14 protein-coding genes are annotated in these 15,554 nt (G+C 60.3%); 2 read left to right on the top strand and 12 right to left on the bottom strand.

Annotation, left to right across the window (positions count from 1 at the left end; translation table 11 throughout):
• Window positions 1-92 precede the first annotated feature (92 nt).
• The 8 genes from BM132_RS18750 to BM132_RS18785 all read right to left on the bottom strand — a co-directional run bounded on the left by BM132_RS18750 (window position 93) and on the right by BM132_RS18785 (window position 10,890).
• On the bottom strand, window positions 93-989 hold the full coding sequence (locus BM132_RS18750; RefSeq protein ID WP_092457704.1) for a peptidoglycan DD-metalloendopeptidase family protein: 897 nt from the start codon (window positions 987-989) through the stop codon (window positions 93-95).
• Between the two features lie 235 nt (window positions 990-1,224).
• Window positions 1,225-2,181 (bottom strand): response regulator, encoded by a 957-nt coding sequence (locus BM132_RS18755; protein WP_092399462.1) that lies wholly within the window; start codon window positions 2,179-2,181, stop codon window positions 1,225-1,227.
• A 169-nt stretch (window positions 2,182-2,350) separates the two neighbouring features.
• Window positions 2,351-3,112, bottom strand: coding sequence for a phosphate signaling complex protein PhoU (phoU, locus tag BM132_RS18760; protein ID WP_047226725.1), 762 nt, complete (start codon window positions 3,110-3,112; stop codon window positions 2,351-2,353).
• Window positions 3,113-3,225: 113 nt separating this feature from the next.
• Window positions 3,226-4,059 (bottom strand): phosphate ABC transporter ATP-binding protein PstB, encoded by an 834-nt coding sequence (pstB, locus tag BM132_RS18765; RefSeq protein WP_092457707.1) that lies wholly within the window; start codon window positions 4,057-4,059, stop codon window positions 3,226-3,228.
• Window positions 4,060-4,198: 139 nt separating this feature from the next.
• Complete coding sequence (gene pstA, locus BM132_RS18770) at window positions 4,199-5,869, bottom strand: phosphate ABC transporter permease PstA (RefSeq protein WP_092399468.1); 1,671 nt, start codon at window positions 5,867-5,869, stop codon at window positions 4,199-4,201.
• Window positions 5,870-5,884: 15 nt separating this feature from the next.
• Window positions 5,885-7,918, bottom strand: a complete 2,034-nt coding sequence (locus BM132_RS18775; RefSeq protein ID WP_177193363.1) for an ABC transporter permease subunit — start codon at window positions 7,916-7,918, stop codon at window positions 5,885-5,887.
• Between the two features lie 455 nt (window positions 7,919-8,373).
• On the bottom strand, window positions 8,374-9,372 hold the full coding sequence (locus BM132_RS18780; RefSeq protein WP_092399472.1) for a phosphate ABC transporter substrate-binding protein PstS family protein: 999 nt from the start codon (window positions 9,370-9,372) through the stop codon (window positions 8,374-8,376).
• Between the two features lie 219 nt (window positions 9,373-9,591).
• Window positions 9,592-10,890, bottom strand: coding sequence for an MFS transporter (locus tag BM132_RS18785; protein WP_092457711.1), 1,299 nt, complete (start codon window positions 10,888-10,890; stop codon window positions 9,592-9,594).
• A 362-nt stretch (window positions 10,891-11,252) separates the two neighbouring features.
• Between BM132_RS18785 and BM132_RS18790 the strand changes: the two genes are divergently transcribed.
• Both BM132_RS18790 and BM132_RS18795 read left to right on the top strand, forming a co-directional pair.
• Window positions 11,253-11,657, top strand: coding sequence for an acyl-CoA thioesterase (locus tag BM132_RS18790; RefSeq protein ID WP_003177184.1), 405 nt, complete (start codon window positions 11,253-11,255; stop codon window positions 11,655-11,657).
• Window positions 11,658-11,714: 57 nt separating this feature from the next.
• Window positions 11,715-12,614 carry a D-hexose-6-phosphate mutarotase gene (locus BM132_RS18795; protein WP_092399831.1) on the top strand — a complete coding sequence of 300 codons (900 nt, stop codon included), beginning with the start codon at window positions 11,715-11,717 and terminating at the stop codon, window positions 12,612-12,614.
• A 136-nt stretch (window positions 12,615-12,750) separates the two neighbouring features.
• On the opposite strand, the gene BM132_RS18800 is transcribed toward BM132_RS18795, so the two are convergent.
• From BM132_RS18800 to purE, 4 genes are all read right to left on the bottom strand, one after another.
• Window positions 12,751-13,287: a DUF3299 domain-containing protein gene (locus tag BM132_RS18800; RefSeq protein WP_092457714.1), complete on the bottom strand. Its 537-nt coding sequence runs from the start codon at window positions 13,285-13,287 to the stop codon at window positions 12,751-12,753.
• Window positions 13,288-13,379: 92 nt separating this feature from the next.
• Window positions 13,380-13,625 (bottom strand): GlsB/YeaQ/YmgE family stress response membrane protein, encoded by a 246-nt coding sequence (locus BM132_RS18805; protein WP_039593587.1) that lies wholly within the window; start codon window positions 13,623-13,625, stop codon window positions 13,380-13,382.
• Between the two features lie 103 nt (window positions 13,626-13,728).
• Window positions 13,729-14,814 carry a 5-(carboxyamino)imidazole ribonucleotide synthase gene (locus BM132_RS18810; protein ID WP_092457717.1) on the bottom strand — a complete coding sequence of 362 codons (1,086 nt, stop codon included), beginning with the start codon at window positions 14,812-14,814 and terminating at the stop codon, window positions 13,729-13,731.
• A 12-nt stretch (window positions 14,815-14,826) separates the two neighbouring features.
• Entirely contained in the window at window positions 14,827-15,318 is a 492-nt protein-coding gene (purE, locus tag BM132_RS18815) for a 5-(carboxyamino)imidazole ribonucleotide mutase (RefSeq protein WP_003196369.1), read from the bottom strand.
• Window positions 15,319-15,554: the final 236 nt, after the last annotated feature.

Raw genomic sequence — 15,554 nt, forward strand, 5'->3', positions numbered from 1 at the left:
ATTGGCTCACAAGATCGCAGCTTTCGGCAGCTCCAGGGTTATGTGTACGCCTGTAGGCGCTGCCGAAGGCTGCGATCTTTTGCTTTATGGTCTCATTGCTTGCCCAACGCAAAGTTGGGCAAGTCTCCCACCGGTTGATTGAACTGGTAGGGAATCGACACCAGCCCCAACCCGGTATTGCGCTGCACCACGAAATGCAGGTGCGGACCTGAACTGTTGCCGGTGTTGCCCGACAACGCCAGCGGCGTTCCCACCATCACCCGTTGCCCCTCCCGCACGCTCACCGAGCCTTTTTGCAGGTGCAGGTACACACCCATGGTCCCGTCATCGTGCAGCACCCGCACGAAGTTGCCCGACGGGTCGGTGCCACGGCCGGTCTGGTGATTTTCCGTCTTGACCACCACACCGCCGCGCGCCGCGATGATCGGCGTGCCCTCGGGCATGGCGATGTCCATGGCATAACGGTTTTTCGGGCCATAGTGGCTGTATTGACCGTTGGCCCCCTGGCTCAGCCGAAACGGACCGCCACGCCACGGCAGCGGGTATCGATAGGCCTGCGCCGTGCCTGCAGGGTCGCCCAGGGAGTATTCGAACCGTGGGGTGTACACCAAAGGCTTTCCGGGGCGCGTGGCCGTGAGCAGCGCCAGACGCAGGTTACTGCGCGCCGGCAGCACCCGCCGGATCGGCCGGCTCGGTGCCCCGCTGACGTTGCGTAGCCCGGCAAAACTCAATTCGATCTCCACAGGCGCGTACAGGTCGTTGCGCACGAACACCGCGTCCGCGCCCTTCTGTTTCTTGATATCGAGAAACACCTGGCGCTCGAGACGTTCAACCATGCGATCACGGAACACGAACACCTGCGCCCCCTTGCTGGGGCGGTCGCTGTAGGACACCACGCCATTGGCATCGGTGGATTTGTAGATCGTCATCGCCACGGCCGAGGTGGAGGCCAGGACAAGACCACAGGCAAACAGCAGGGGCAAAAGCATGGGCAAAAATTCTGTCGAAATGAAGGCCTGCACTGCAGCCTAGCAGCTGGATGGACCAGCGTAGTCGACGGATGTTTCAAAATGGGTTGGCCGATAGGGCTCTATTGCCGCTGGTGGCTCCATCGCGAGCAGGCTCGCTCCCACATTCTGATCTGCGGTGGACACACATTTCGTGGCTACCAAAGATCAATGTGGGAGCGAGCCTGCTCGCGATGACTGACTGAAGTGCGCCGAATCAGGCGCCAGGTACGAAGTGCTTCTGCGCTGTACCGCGGGCGATCAGGCGGGAGATGTAGTCGAGTTTCTGTGGGTCTTTATCGACGAAGCGGAAGGTCAGTTGCAGCCATTCGCTGTCGGGGGTCTGCTCGTGAGCAACAATGGCGTGCAGGTAACCGTTGAGGCGAGCGGTTTCGGCGTTGTCGCCCTGCTCCATGTCCAGCACGGCGCTTTCCAGCACCTGTGGCAGGGTGTCGGTGCGTTTGACCAGCAGCAGCGCTTCCTTGAGGCTCAGGGCCTTGATCACGCATTGCTGGGTGCCGCTGGAGAGGCGCAACTGACCCTGACCACGATTGGCACCGGCCGGAGCGGCTGAAGGCGCCTTGACGGGCGGGCTGTTGAGCATGCCGCGGGCTGGAGCAGCAACAGCGGCAGGCGCGGCAGCTGCAACGACAGCAGGCTTGGCAAACGGATTGACCGCCGCAGCCGCGGCCGCAACCGGAGCCGCCTTGCCGCCGGTCAGCGCGCTGAGCGAATCATTGCCGAACGCCGAGTTCATTTTGGTCGGCGCGCTGTTCATCAGCGTGTCGAGCTTGCCCACCTTGTGCAGGGCCTGTTTGACCTTGGTCAGCAGTTGCTCGTTGGTGAACGGCTTGCTGACGTATCCGGAAACACCGGCCTGGATGGCCTGGACCACGTTTTCCTTGTCGCCGCGGCTGGTGACCATCACAAACGGCATACCTTTGAGATTATCCTGCTGGCGGCACCAGGTCAGCAGCTCCAGGCCCGACATTTCCGGCATTTCCCAATCGCACAGCACCAGGTCGAACGCCTCACGGGCCAGCAGGGATTGGGCTTTCTTACCGTTCACTGCATCTTCGATGCGGATGCCCGGGAAGTAATTGCGCAGGCACTTCTTCACCAGGTCACGAATGAACGAAGCGTCGTCCACGACCAACACACTGACCTTACTCATCCAGATACACCTCTAAAAAATCCCGGCAAGCATACCGCTTTTACTGATGGCATATTGCCAAAAACCTTCAGTCACGCCGGGACTCTTCGTTCGCGGGGTGCTGCTTTCGATTAAAAAAGCCGCAAAAAAAAAGCCCGACCAGAAGGCCGGGCGCTTTTCTTGGGCAATCTTACTTATCGTCAGTTTCGCCCGGAACATTAGCGGTTTCGGACGAGGTGCCCTCCACTTCGGCCTTCATACGCTTGAGCCCCAAGTGCCGCACGTCGGTGCCGCGCACGAGGTAGATCACAAGTTCCGAGATGTTGCGGGCATGATCGCCGATACGCTCCAGCGAACGCAGTACCCAAATAATGCTCAACACCCGGGAGATCGAACGCGGGTCTTCCATCATGTAGGTCGCCAGCTCACGCAGGGCGGTCTTGTATTCGCGGTCGATGATCTTGTCGTACTGGGCCACCGACAACGCCAGATCGGCGTCGAAACGGGCGAAGGCATCCAGTGCATCGCGAACCATGTTGCGCACCTGGTCGCCGATGTGGCGAACTTCGACGTAACCCCGCGGCGCCTCGCCTTCTTCGCACAACTGGATGGCGCGACGGGCGATCTTGGTGCTTTCGTCGCCGATTCGCTCCAGATCGATCACCGATTTGGAGATGCTGATGATCAAGCGAAGGTCGGAAGCGGCCGGTTGACGACGTGCCAGGATGCGCAGGCACTCTTCGTCGATGTTGCGCTCCATCTGGTTGATCTGGTCGTCGATCTCGCGCACTTGCTGGGCCAGGCCGGAGTCGGCCTCGATCAGCGCGGTCACCGCATCGTTGACCTGCTTTTCCACCAGCCCGCCCATGGCCAGCAGGTGACTGCGCACCTCCTCGAGCTCGGCGTTGAACTGGGCGGAAATGTGGTGAGTAAGGCCTTCCTTCGAAATCATGGTTTTGCTCCGCAAAAGCTGTGAGCTGCAAGCTTTAAGCTGCAAGCTGATGTATGTCGTTACCCGGATCGCTTTTACTTGCCGCTTGCAGCTTAAAGCTTGCGGCTCTACGGCTAGCCGTAGCGACCGGTGATGTAGTCTTCGGTCTGCTTCTTGGCCGGGTTGGTAAACAATGTGTCGGTGTCGCCGAATTCCACCAGTTTGCCCATGTACATGAAGGCGGTGTAGTCGGAAACCCGCGCTGCCTGTTGCATGTTGTGGGTCACGATGACGATGGTGAATTTGGATTTGAGCTCGTAGATCAGCTCTTCGACTTTCAGCGTCGAGATCGGGTCCAGGGCCGAGCAAGGTTCGTCGAGCAACAAGACTTCCGGCTCAACGGCGATGGTACGGGCAATCACCAGACGTTGCTGTTGACCACCGGACAGACCCAGTGCCGATTCGTGCAGGCGATCCTTGACCTCGTCCCACAGCGCCGCGCCCTTGAGCGCCCACTCCACCGCTTCGTCGAGAATGCGCTTTTTGTTGATACCCTGGATGCGCAGGCCGTAGACCACGTTCTCGTAGATGGTTTTGGGGAACGGGTTAGGCTTCTGGAACACCATGCCCACACGACGACGCAGCTCGGCTACATCTTCGCCCTTGCGGTAGATGTTACTGCCGTAGAGGTTGATTTCGCCCTCGACGCGGCAGCCATCCACCAGATCGTTCATGCGGTTGAAGGTGCGCAGCAAGGTCGACTTGCCGCAGCCCGACGGACCGATGAACGCGGTAACGCGCTGCTTCGGGATGTTCAGGCTAACGTCATACAGCGCCTGCTTCTGGCCGTAGAACAGGTTCAGACCGGGCACTTCGATGGCGACGGTTTCCTGAGCCAGGTCCAGGCTCTGCTTGTCGCGGCCCAGGGCCGACATGTTGATGCCGCGTGCTTGTGTCTCGTGTTGCATGGGAGGCTCCCTGTGCTAACAAATTCGGTTCGGTTGTGTGGGAGCGAGCCTGCTCGCGATTCGGGCGACTCGGTTTGGCTTTAAAACCGAGGTGATGCCATCGCGAGCAGGCTCGCTCCCACAAAAGATCAGTGTGAAATCAGCTATCGAGTGCTTTGTACTTCTCGCGCAGGTGGTTACGGATCCACACCGCCGACAGGTTGAGCGTGGCAATCACCAGCACCAGCAACAGCGCCGTGGCGTACACCAACGGTCGCGCCGCTTCGACGTTCGGGCTCTGGAAGCCTACGTCATAGATGTGAAAGCCCAGGTGCATGATCTTCTGGTCCAGGTGCAGGTACGGGTAGTTGCCGTCCAGCGGCAGCGATGGGGCCAGTTTCACCACGCCCACCAGCATCAATGGCGCCACTTCACCTGCGGCGCGAGCCACCGCGAGGATCATGCCGGTCATCATCGCCGGGCTCGCCATCGGCAGCACGATTTTCCACAGTGTCTCGGCCTTGGTCGCGCCTAGGGCCAGGGAGCCTTCGCGCACGGTACGCGGGATACGCGCCAGGCCTTCTTCGGTGGCCACGATCACCACCGGCACCGCCAGCAGCGCCAGGGTCAGGGACGCCCAGAGCAGGCCCGGGGTACCGAAGGTCGGCGCCGGCAGGGCTTCGGGGAAGAACAACCGGTCAACCGAACCACCCAACACATAAACGAAGAAGCCCAGGCCGAACACGCCGTAGACGATGGCCGGTACGCCCGCCAAGTTGTTCACCGCAATACGGATCAGGCGGGTCATCGGTCCCTGACGAGCGTATTCGCGCAAGTACACTGCTGCCAGCACACCGAATGGCGTCACGACCATCGCCATGATCAGGGTCATCATGACGGTGCCGAAAATCGCCGGGAAGATCCCGCCTTCGGTGTTGGCTTCACGAGGATCGTCGCTGAGGAATTCCCAGACCTTGCTGAAATAGAAACCGATCTTGGTGAACGTCCCCATGCCGTTCGGCTGGTAGGCGTGAACCACTTTGCCGATTTCGATTTCCAGTTCTTTGCCATTGGCATCGCGGGCGGTCAGGCTGTCGCGGTTGAACTGCGCGTGCAGATCACCCAGACGCGCTTCGATGTCCTTGTAACGGGCATCGAGCTCAGCACGGTCAGCGTCCAGGTCCGCTTGTGCAGCAGCGTCCAGTTTGCCTTCCAGCTCCAGCTTGCGGCCTTTGAGACGAATGCGCTCAAGCCCTGCGTTGATGGAGCCGATGTCGGATTTTTCCAGGGTCTTGAGCTCGGCCGCGAGCTTGTTGACCCGGGCCACGCGAGCTTGCAGCTCCGGCCAGGCCGCTTCGCCTTCGGCGATGACCTTGCCGTTCTCTTTGACGTTGACCAGATAGCCGTAGAAATTACCCCACTCGCGACGCTCGATGGCCATCAGCTCCGGCGGCGTGGTCTGGTTGGTCAGCCAGTCACCGACGATCCAGGTAAAGTCAGTGCCGTTGAGGTCCCGGTTACCGACCTTGATCAACTCGCGGGTCATGAACTCGGGGCCTTCGTCCGGCACCGGCAGGCCAGCGCTTTTCAAGCGCTCGCGGGGCACTGATTCCTTCTGCACTACTTCGCCTACAACCAGATGCGCGGGCATGCCCGGCACGTTGTAGCTGGCGTGGATCAGGTCCGCCGGCCAGAAATGGCCAAGACCGCGCACGGCAATCACTGCCAGCAGGCCAATGGTCATGATGACCGCGATGGACACCGCGCCACCGCTGATCCAGACGCCGGGGGCGCCGCTCTTGAACCATCCTTTCAGGGAGTTCTGTTTCACAGACTTCTACCTTTCTTAAAGCGACGAATATTTCTTGCGCAGACGCTGACGGATCAGCTCGGCGAGGGTGTTCATGATGAAGGTGAACAGCAGCAGCACCAGCGCCGACAGGAACAGCACGCGGTAATGACTGCCGCCGACTTCCGATTCAGGCATTTCCACCGCCACGTTGGCCGCCAGGGTGCGCAGACCTTCGAACAGGTTCATTTCCATGACCGGCGTGTTACCGGTGGCCATGAGCACGATCATGGTTTCACCGACCGCACGGCCCATGCCGATCATCAGCGCCGAGAAGATGCCGGGGCTGGCGGTGAGAATCACCACGCGGGTCATGGTCTGCCACGGCGTGGCACCGAGGGCCAGCGAGCCCAGGGTCAGGCCACGCGGCACACTGAACACGGCGTCTTCAGCGATGGAGTAGATGTTCGGGATGACCGCAAAACCCATCGCCAGGCCGACTACCAGGGCGTTGCGCTGGTCGTAGGTGATGCCCAGGTCATGGGAGATCCACATGCGCATGTCGCCACCGAAGAACCAGGCTTCCATGTACGGGCTCATGTAGAGCGAGAGCCAGCCCACGAACAGGATCACCGGGATCAGCATCGCGCTTTCCCAGCCTTCTGGCACTTTCAGACGCACGGACTCAGGCAAGCGGCTGAAGACGAAACCGGCCACCAGGATGCCGATCGGCATCAACATCAGCAGGCTGAAAATACCCGGTAGATGCCCTTCGACGTAAGGCGCCAGGAACAGGCCGGCGAAGAAACCGAGGATCACCGTCGGCATCGCTTCCATCAGCTCGATCACCGGCTTGACCTTGCGGCGCAAGCTTGGGGCCATGAAGTATGCGGTGTAGATCGCGGCAGCAATCGCCAGCGGCGCAGCCAGCAGCATCGCGTAGAACGCAGCTTTCAGGGTGCCGAAGGTCAGCGGCGAAAGGCTCATCTTGGGTTCGAAATCGGTGTTGGCCGCGGTCGATTGCCAGACGTACTTAGGCTCGTCGTAGTTTTCGTACCAGACCTTGCCCCACAACGCGCTCCACGAGACTTCCGGATGCGGGTTCTCCAGCAGCAACGGTTGCAATTTGCCGCCTTGCTCCACGAGCAGACGGTTGGCCCGAGGCGACATACCGAACAAGCCCTGGCCGTCGACCACCTGGTCCACCAGCAAGGTGCGGTGAGCGGTGCTGTGGAACACGCCGAGTTTGCCGGACGCGTCCAGGGCCACGAAACCTTTGCGCCGTTCCTCGGCGGTGATCTCGATGACCGGCGCAGTGCCCATCTGGAAGGTACGAATCTGCTTCAGACGCTGTTCGCCGTCCGGGTCACGGGCCATGAACCATTGAGCCAGGCCACCGGTGGAGTCACCAATGATCAGGGAGATCCCGCCCACCAGCTGCGTGCTGGCAGTGACCTGGGCATCGCCGTTCTCAAGCAGCTTGTAGCGGCCGTTGAGGCTCTTGTCGCGCAGGCTGAACACGTCGGCCTGGGCACGTCCGTTGACGACATACAGCCATTGCTGACGTGGGTCGACGAAGATGTTTTTGACCGGCTCGGTCATCTGCGGCAGATCGATACGCGTCTGCTCGCTGGTGACTTCACCGGTCATCATGTTTTCTTCGCTGGTGATCGACAACACCTGCAGTTGCGCGCCCGTGGAGCCGGCGAGCAACAGGGTCGAATCAGTGGCGTTGAGCGATACGTGCTCCAGCGGCGCGCCCTGCTCGTTGAGCACAATCGGCGTTTCACCGTAGGGGTACTCAATGGCGGGCGAGATGGTTTTCTTGCCGTCTGGATAGCTGACTTTATAGGTATGGCGCAGCACCAGCGCCTGGCCGTTGGACAGACCGATCACCACCAGCGGGCTGCCGGGCTGGTCTTCGCCGATGGAGGTCACGCTGGCACCCGCCGGCACCGGCAGGTCGACACGACGCAGCTCTGCCCCGGTGTCGATGTCGAAGAACAGCGCCTGGCCCTTGTCGGAAATCCGCATCGCCACCTGATTCTGCTCTTCGATGGCGATCATCAGCGGTTTGCCGGCGTCCTGCATCCAGGCAGGCGTAATCGAGTCCTTGGAGGTCAGGTCCGCGCCCTGAAACAGCGGGAGGACCACGTACGCCAGAAAGAAGAAAATCAAGGTAATGGCCGCCAGCACGGCGAGCCCGCCGACCAGAACGTACCAGCGGGTCAGGCGATCCTTGAGCGCACGGATGCGGCGCTTGCGTTGCAGTTCAGGCGTATTGAAGTCAATGCGCTTGGGAGGGGAAGTCGTAGTCATTGTGGAATTGGCCAGATCATTCATGCGCACACCCTAGCGATCCTGTATGACAGAAAGATGACAATGCAGTGACGCAACAAATCCGCCGCCCGTGGGCACCGGCAGCGGACAGGAAATTGGTCTGTGGGAGACGGCTCGCGAAGGGGCCAGATTCAACAGTGATGTTGACTGTCCCACCGCTATCGCGAGCAGGCTCGCTCCCACAGGACCCGGGCTAGGCCGGGCAGTTACTTCTTGGCGACGTTGGCGCCTTCGGACAGACCCAGGTCAGCCAGGGCCTTGGCGGCAACCTTGGCTGGCAGTGGGATGTAACCGTCCTTGACCACAATGGTCTGACCTTGCTGGGACAGGACCAGCTTCAGGAACTCGGCTTCCAGCGGGGCCAGAGGCTTGTTCGGTGCCTTGTTGATGTAGACGTAGAGGAAACGCGACAGTGGGTACTTGCCGTTCAGGGTGTTTTCTTCGGTGTCTTCGATGAACTCGCCGCCTTCTTTCTTGGCAAGGGCAACGGTTTTCACGCTGGCGGTCTTGTAGCCGATGCCCGAGTAGCCAACGCCGTTGAGCGAGCTGCTGATGGACTGTACAACCGACGCCGAACCAGGCTGTTCATTGACGTTGGACTTGTAGTCGCCTTTGCACAGGGCTTCTTCTTTGAAGTAGCCGTAGGTGCCGGATACCGAGTTACGACCGAACAGCTGGACTGGCTTGTTGGCCAGGTCACCGGTCACGCCCAGGTCGCCCCAGGTCTTGACGTCAGCCTTGGCGCCGCACAGACGAGTGGACGAGAAAATAGCGTCGACCTGAGCCATGGTCAGACCCTTGATCGGGTTGTCCTTGTGTACGAACACCGCCAGGGCGTCTACGGCAACCGGTACGGCGGTAGGCTTGTAACCGTATTTGGTTTCGAAGGCCTGCAGCTCGTTGTCCTTCATCTTGCGGCTCATCGGGCCCAGGTTGGAGGTGCCTTCAGTCAGAGCAGGTGGCGCGGTAGAGGAACCGGCGGCCTGAATCTGAATGTTTACGTTCGGGTATTCTTTCTTGAAGTCCTCTGCCCACAAGGTCATCAGGTTGGCCAGGGTATCGGAGCCGACGCTGGACAGGTTGCCCGACACACCAGTGGTCTTGGTGTAGCTCGGGATGGCTGGGTCGACAGCGGCAACCGCGTGGGCGGTCGCAACGCCAGCGGCGACAAAGGTCATTGCCGTCATCAAACGCTTCAGTTTCATGCCTTACTCCTAGCAGATAGGTGTGTTAAGTCGGCCAAGTATCGGTAAGCCGTGTGAACACTCTATGGCTGAAATATGACAATTGGATGAAAGGCCATTATTGCGATTGAAAAGACAATCGCGCAGGTCCAATCGCGAGCAGGCTCGCTCCCACAGGGACCGCGTAGATCCTGTGGGAGCGAGCCTGCTCGCGATGAGGTCAATACCGTCGATTAAGGCCTAGCGACCTTTCTTCCAGAGATACGCCCCCACCGCAATCCCGATGCCGCAGATAACGGCCACGTAATAGGCCGGCCCCATCGGGCTTTCCTTGAGCAGGAGGGTGACGATCATCGGAGTCAGGCCGCCGAAGACTGCATAGGCCAGGTTGTAGGAGAACGACAGGCCACTGAAGCGCACCACGGCCGGGAACGCCTTGACCATGACATAAGGCACCGCGCCGATGGTGCCCACCAGCAGCCCGCTCAGGGCATAGAGCGGAAACAGCCAATCGGGATGGTCGAACAGGCTGTGGTAGAAGGTCCAGGAGGTGATCAACAGCAACGCGCTGCCGAACACGAACACTCGTCCGGCCCCGAAGCGGTCGGCCAGCACGCCAGAACCGATGCAGCCAAAGCTCAGGAATACGATCGCCAGACTGTTGGCCTGCAACGCGGTGGTCGGGCTGAAGTGATACACCGTTTGCAGCACGGTCGGGGTCATCAGGATGATCACGATGATGCCGGCCGACAGCAGCCAGGTCAGCAGCATCGAAATGACGATGGCGCCACGGTGATCGCGCATCACGGTGCGCAACGGCACTTCTGCGGCCAGGGCCTTGCGCAGTTGCAGCTCGGCGAATATCGGGGTTTCGTGCAGCCAGCGACGCAGGTACACCGAGAACAGGCCGAACACACCTCCCAGCAGGAACGGAATCCGCCAAGCGTAATCCGCCACTTCTACGGGCGTGTAGATGCTGTTGATGGCAGTGGCCATCAGCGAACCAAGCAAAATGCCTACCGTCAGGCCGCAGGTCAGCGTGCCGCAGGCATAACCGATGTGGCGCGCCGGGACGTGCTCGGAAACGAATACCCAGGCCCCCGGCACTTCACCGCCAATGGCCGCACCCTGGATCACCCGCATCAGCAACAGCAGAATTGGTGCCCACATGCCGATCTGGGCATAGGTCGGCAGCAATCCCATGATGAGGGTCGGCACGGCCATCATGAAAATGCTCAGGGTGAACATTTTCTTGCGTCCCAGCAGGTCACCGAAGTGCGCCATGATGATCCCGCCCAGCGGCCGGGCCAGATAACCGGCGGCAAAAATGCCGAACGTCTGCATCAAGCGCAGCCACTCAGGCATTTCGGCGGGGAAAAACAATTTGCCGACCACGGTGGCGAAGAACACGAAAATGATGAAATCGTAGAACTCTAACGCACCGCCCAAGGCAGAAAGCGACAGGGTCTTGTAATCGTTACGGGTCAACGGACGAGCCGATTGAACGGGTGTCGCCGTGCTCGAAGGCGCAGTGGTCATGGCAAGGGCTTCTCTTATAGTCAGTTCTGCAACCCCGGACAACGGTGGGCAGGCTCGGCACGATAGCAAATTGTTCAAAAAAGCACATAGAGGTGCGTAATTGACAGTCAAAATCGGAACCGGATGGTCGTCTCGACGTCTATCGCTCGATATACTCGCAACCTTGCAACACTCTGTAAGGGGTTGCTGTGCGAAAACGTCGTTGGTGGCGTAGTAACCTGCCAGCCGGTTTCGCAGAGTTTCCCTTTGGCACGCCTTTATGAAAAACGTGACGAACGCATGTTCGGGCTGAATCGTTTTTTTCAAAGACGGCTATTCACCTGATACATCAGACAGAGTTACGGGTCAGAGGCCCCCCCGGCATGATAGAGCTCGAACAGGAAGATCCAATCCCGCAAGGCGACCTGGCCCTGCAAATCACCGCGCTTCCCCGCGAAACCAACGGCTTTGGCGATATTTTCGGCGGCTGGCTGGTTTCTCAGATGGACCTGGCCGGCACGGCCATGGCCAGTAAAGTGGCCGGTGGACGCGTGGCCACCGTGGCGATCGATCGCATGGCGTTTCTGGTGCCGGTGGCCGTGGGTGCCCAGCTGTCTTTTTATACCCAGGCGCTGGAGATCGGCCGCAGTTCGATCCAGATGATGGTCGAGGTCTGGAGTGACGACCCGCTGTCCAGCGAATGGCGCAAGGTCACCGAGGCAGTGTTTGTGTTCGTCGCCATCGATGGCAGTGGCCGTACCCGCTCGGTTCCGCCGCGCGCCCGTTAAACACGGGGGCCGTTTTGCGGTCCATTGCAGTTCATGTTCCTGAGCGAGATTTGCAGTATGCCTACGCCCCATGTCGAAGCCGTCAAACTGGATGAACTGAACGGCTGGCGCATCCGCCACGGTCAGGCCGAGTTGCTGGTGGCCCAGCAAGGCGCGCACATCCTCAGTTATCAAGTGGACGGCCAGCCGCCACTGATCTGGCTCAACGACCAGGCCACGTTCAAGGCGGGCAAGAGCATCCGCGCGGGCGTGCCGGTGTGCTGGCCTTGGTTCGGCAACCTGACGCGCAACCCCGATAGCGTACAGGCCATGCGCGTGAGCAACGAACCGGCCACCGCTCACGGCCTGGTGCGGGCGATGGATTGGGAGTTGAAGGGCATCGAAACCGAAGGCGAAAGCCTCAAGGTGGAATTCGTGCTGCCCTACCCCGAAAATGGCCTCTCGGGCTGGCCCCATCAGGTGGACCTGACGCTGACTATCGTGATGGACGAGCAGTTGCACATCCACCTCACCAGCCATAACCGCGGCAGCGAAATCGTCAGTCTGAGCCAGGCACTGCACAGTTACTTTGCTGTCAGTGACGTGCGCAACGTGCATGTCGAAGGCGTGGATGGCTTGCGTTATATCGAAACACTGGACGACTGGAATACCGTAACCCAGGCCGGCGATCTGCACTTTGCCGGCGAGACTGATCGCATCTATCTCGATACCCCACCGAAGCTGAGCATCGTTGACCCGCACTGGGAACGACGCATCGAACTGACCAGCAGTGGTTCACGCTCGGCGGTGATCTGGAACCCCTGGACCGAACGCGCCAAGGCCTTCAGCGACATGGCCGACGATGGCTGGCAGCGCATGCTGTGTATCGAGACGGCGAATGTGATGGACGATGTGGTAACGCTGTTGCCGCAGGCCAGTCATACCCTCGGCGTCAGCATCGGCAGCAAGCCGCTCTAAGCCACACTGAAAATCCCCTTGTGGGAGCGAGCCTGCTCGCGATGGCGGAGTGTCAGTCAACATCTGCATCGACTGACACACCGCCATCGCGAGCAGGCTCGCTCCCACAGTGGATCTACGCCAAATTTACTGGCACCTACAGATCCGCTTCCTGCACCACCCTCACCTTTTCCGCTTCCAGCGCGTACGCCGCGCTGGCCAAGTCGTTGTCGACCTTTTCGATCTTCAGCGTGCCGGTCACCCAGAGCGGTGTGTAGATGTCGTCCAGCTTCAAACCCTTGGGATAGCGCACCAGTACCAGTTGATTGGGCGGTGGTGGCGGGACGTGGATGCAGGCGCCAGGGTAAGGCACCAGGAAAAACAGCGTGCTGCGGCCCTTGGCGTCGGACTCCAGCGGCACCGGGTAGCCGCCCAGGCGGATATGCCTGTTGTTCATCGACGCTACGGTCTTGCTCGAATACATCACCGCCGGCAAGCCCTTGCTTTGTTTCAAGCCACCTTTTTCGGTGAAGGTGCCGCTGGCTTCGGGGGTGTTGTGGTCAATCTCGGGCATGGCCTCGAGGGCTTTCTGGTCCGACTTGGGCATCAGTTCGAGCCAGTCGGTTTCCGGCAGTTCCGCGGCGTGGGCCAGGCCGCTGCCCAGCAGAAGGAGGGTCAAGACTAAACGGCGCATGAATGGGCTCGGCAATAAGTAGGAAGTGCGACGCCGGGCATTCTAGCCCTCCCTGCGCGCCAACGCAGAGGGGGCTTTGTCACAGAATAGAATCAGTTTCTTTTGATCAGACCGTAGATCACCAGCAACACCACCGCGCCCACCAGGGCACCGATGAAACCGGCGCCTTCGCCAGCCTGGTAGATGCCCAGGGCCTGGCCGCCGTAAGTGGCTGCCAACGAACCGCCGATACCGAGCAGGATGGTCATGATCCAGCCCATGCTGTCATCGCCCGGTTTCAGGAAGCGCGCCAGCAGGCCCACGATCAAGCCGATAAAGATGGTTCCAATGATTCCCATGGCATTTCCCTCTGAGATAAGTAGCCAGACCAAAGCCCGTTGAGACTTTGGCACCTAGCCATCAGAGAAGTTAGCCGACCAATGGTTCCACCGACGCTTGAGACTATTGTTCGGCGATCAGTGTCTCGACCTTGATGATCTGCTGGGCCAGCGTGGCCCGGTCAGCGCAGCGCAGGTTGGCGTGACCAACCTTGCGCCCGGCCTTGAACGCCTTGCCATAGTGGTGCAGATGGCAGTCGGCAATTCTCAGGACTTTTTCGGTGTCCGGCACCTTGCCGATGAAGTTGAGCATCGCGCTTTCGCCGACTTTGGCGGTCGAGCCCAGCGGCAGCCCGGCCACCGCCCGCAGGTGGTTTTCAAACTGGCTGCACTCGGCGCCTTCGGTGGTCCAGTGCCCGGAGTTGTGCACGCGCGGGGCGATTTCATTGGCCTTGAGGCCGCCGTCCACTTCAAAGAACTCGAACGCCATGACGCCGACATAGTCCAGTTGCTTGAGCACCCGGCTGGAGTAGTCCTCCGCCAGGGCCTGCAGCGGATGATCGGTGCTGGCCACGGACAGCTTGAGAATGCCGTCCTTGTGGGTGTTGTGCACCAGCGGATAGAAACGGATTTCCCCGTCGCGAGCCCGCACGGCGATCAACGAGACTTCCCCGGTGAACGGTACAAAACCTTCCAGCAAGCAGGCCACGCTGCCCAGCTCGGCGAACGTGCCAGCCACATCCTCAGGAATGCGCAGGACTTTCTGGCCCTTGCCGTCGTAGCCCAGGGTGCGAGTCTTGAGGACGGCAGGCAGGCCGATGGAAGCAACGGCGGCTTCCAGGTCGGCCTGGGATTGGATGTCGGCGAACGCGGGTGTAGGGATGCCCAGGTCCTTGAACATATTCTTTTCGAACCAGCGGTCGCGGGCGATGCGCAAGGCTTCGGCACTCGGGTAAACCGGGACGAACTGGGACAGGAAGGCAACGGTTTCGGCAGGGACGCTCTCGAACTCGAAGGTCACCAGATCGACTTCATCGGCCAGTTGGCGCAGATGGTCCTGATCACCGTAGTCGGCCCGCAGGTGTTCACCCAACGCGCTGGCGCAGGCGTCCGGCGCCGGATCCAGGAAAGCGAAGTTCATTCCCAGCGGCGTTCCCGCCAGGGCCAACATGCGACCCAACTGGCCGCCACCGATTACACCGATCTTCATTCGTCAACCACCTCAGGCAATGCGTGGGTCTGGATTGTCCAGGACGCTGTCTGTCTGCTCAGCGCGGAATTTTTTCAGCACGGTATGAAATTGTGGGTGCTTGGCGCCCAGGATGCTCGCCGACAGCAGGGCCGCGTTGATCGCACCGGCCTTGCCGATGGCCAGGGTCGCGACCGGAATACCGGCCGGCATCTGCACGATCGACAGCAGCGAGTCGACGCCCGAGAGCATCGACGACTGCACCGGCACGCCCAGCACCGGCAGGTGGGTCTTGGCCGCACACATGCCTGGCAGGTGGGCCGCGCCACCGGCACCGGCGATGATCACCTCAATGCCACGAGCCTCAGCCTCTTCGGCGTACTGGAACAGCAGATCCGGGGTGCGGTGGGCGGAGACCACTTTCACCTCGTAAGGGATGCCGAGCTTTTCCAGCATATCGGCGGTGTGGCTAAGGGTGGACCAATCGGACTTGGAGCCCATGATCACGCCAACCAGTGCACTCATCGTCGTGCCTCTTCTCTCTGGGCGCCCGCAGGCGCGTCAAAAAACAACAAGCCACGCAGGAAACCGGCGTGGCTTGTTGTACGAATTATGGCCGATCTGGACCGGCCGAAGGCCGCGCAGTATACCTCAATGAAATAGATAAACAGCCCCTGTCGCGACCATCTGTCATTTGTGGTTAAACAGCGGTTTTATTGACTCTCAGGTCAGCGAACAAGCACCACAATTTCCCTGTGGGA

It is taken from the genome of Pseudomonas sp. NFACC45, from assembly GCF_900113505.1.
GTDB classification, from domain to species: Bacteria; Pseudomonadota; Gammaproteobacteria; order Pseudomonadales; family Pseudomonadaceae; genus Aquipseudomonas; species Aquipseudomonas tehranensis.

Excerpts from the sequence above, each read along its gene's own strand:
- BM132_RS18800 (WP_092457714.1), bottom strand. The coding sequence starts at position 13,287 with ATGCGCCGTTTAGTCTTGACCCTCCTTCTGCTGGGCAGCGGCCTGGCC.
- phoU (WP_047226725.1), bottom strand. The coding sequence starts at position 3,112 with ATGATTTCGAAGGAAGGCCTTACTCACCACATTTCCGCCCAGTTCAAC.
- purE (WP_003196369.1), bottom strand. The coding sequence starts at position 15,318 with ATGAGTGCACTGGTTGGCGTGATCATGGGCTCCAAGTCCGATTGGTCC.
- BM132_RS18780 (WP_092399472.1), bottom strand. The coding sequence starts at position 9,372 with ATGAAACTGAAGCGTTTGATGACGGCAATGACCTTTGTCGCCGCTGGC.
- BM132_RS18790 (WP_003177184.1), top strand. The coding sequence starts at position 11,253 with ATGATAGAGCTCGAACAGGAAGATCCAATCCCGCAAGGCGACCTGGCC.
- BM132_RS18795 (WP_092399831.1), top strand. The coding sequence starts at position 11,715 with ATGCCTACGCCCCATGTCGAAGCCGTCAAACTGGATGAACTGAACGGC.
- BM132_RS18785 (WP_092457711.1), bottom strand. The coding sequence starts at position 10,890 with ATGACCACTGCGCCTTCGAGCACGGCGACACCCGTTCAATCGGCTCGT.
- pstB (WP_092457707.1), bottom strand. The coding sequence starts at position 4,059 with ATGCAACACGAGACACAAGCACGCGGCATCAACATGTCGGCCCTGGGC.
- BM132_RS18755 (WP_092399462.1), bottom strand. The coding sequence starts at position 2,181 with ATGAGTAAGGTCAGTGTGTTGGTCGTGGACGACGCTTCGTTCATTCGT.
- BM132_RS18805 (WP_039593587.1), bottom strand. The coding sequence starts at position 13,625 with ATGGGAATCATTGGAACCATCTTTATCGGCTTGATCGTGGGCCTGCTG.
- BM132_RS18775 (WP_177193363.1), bottom strand. The coding sequence starts at position 7,918 with ATGCAGGACGCCGGCAAACCGCTGATGATCGCCATCGAAGAGCAGAAT.
- BM132_RS18810 (WP_092457717.1), bottom strand. The coding sequence starts at position 14,814 with ATGAAGATCGGTGTAATCGGTGGCGGCCAGTTGGGTCGCATGTTGGCC.
- BM132_RS18750 (WP_092457704.1), bottom strand. The coding sequence starts at position 989 with ATGCTTTTGCCCCTGCTGTTTGCCTGTGGTCTTGTCCTGGCCTCCACC.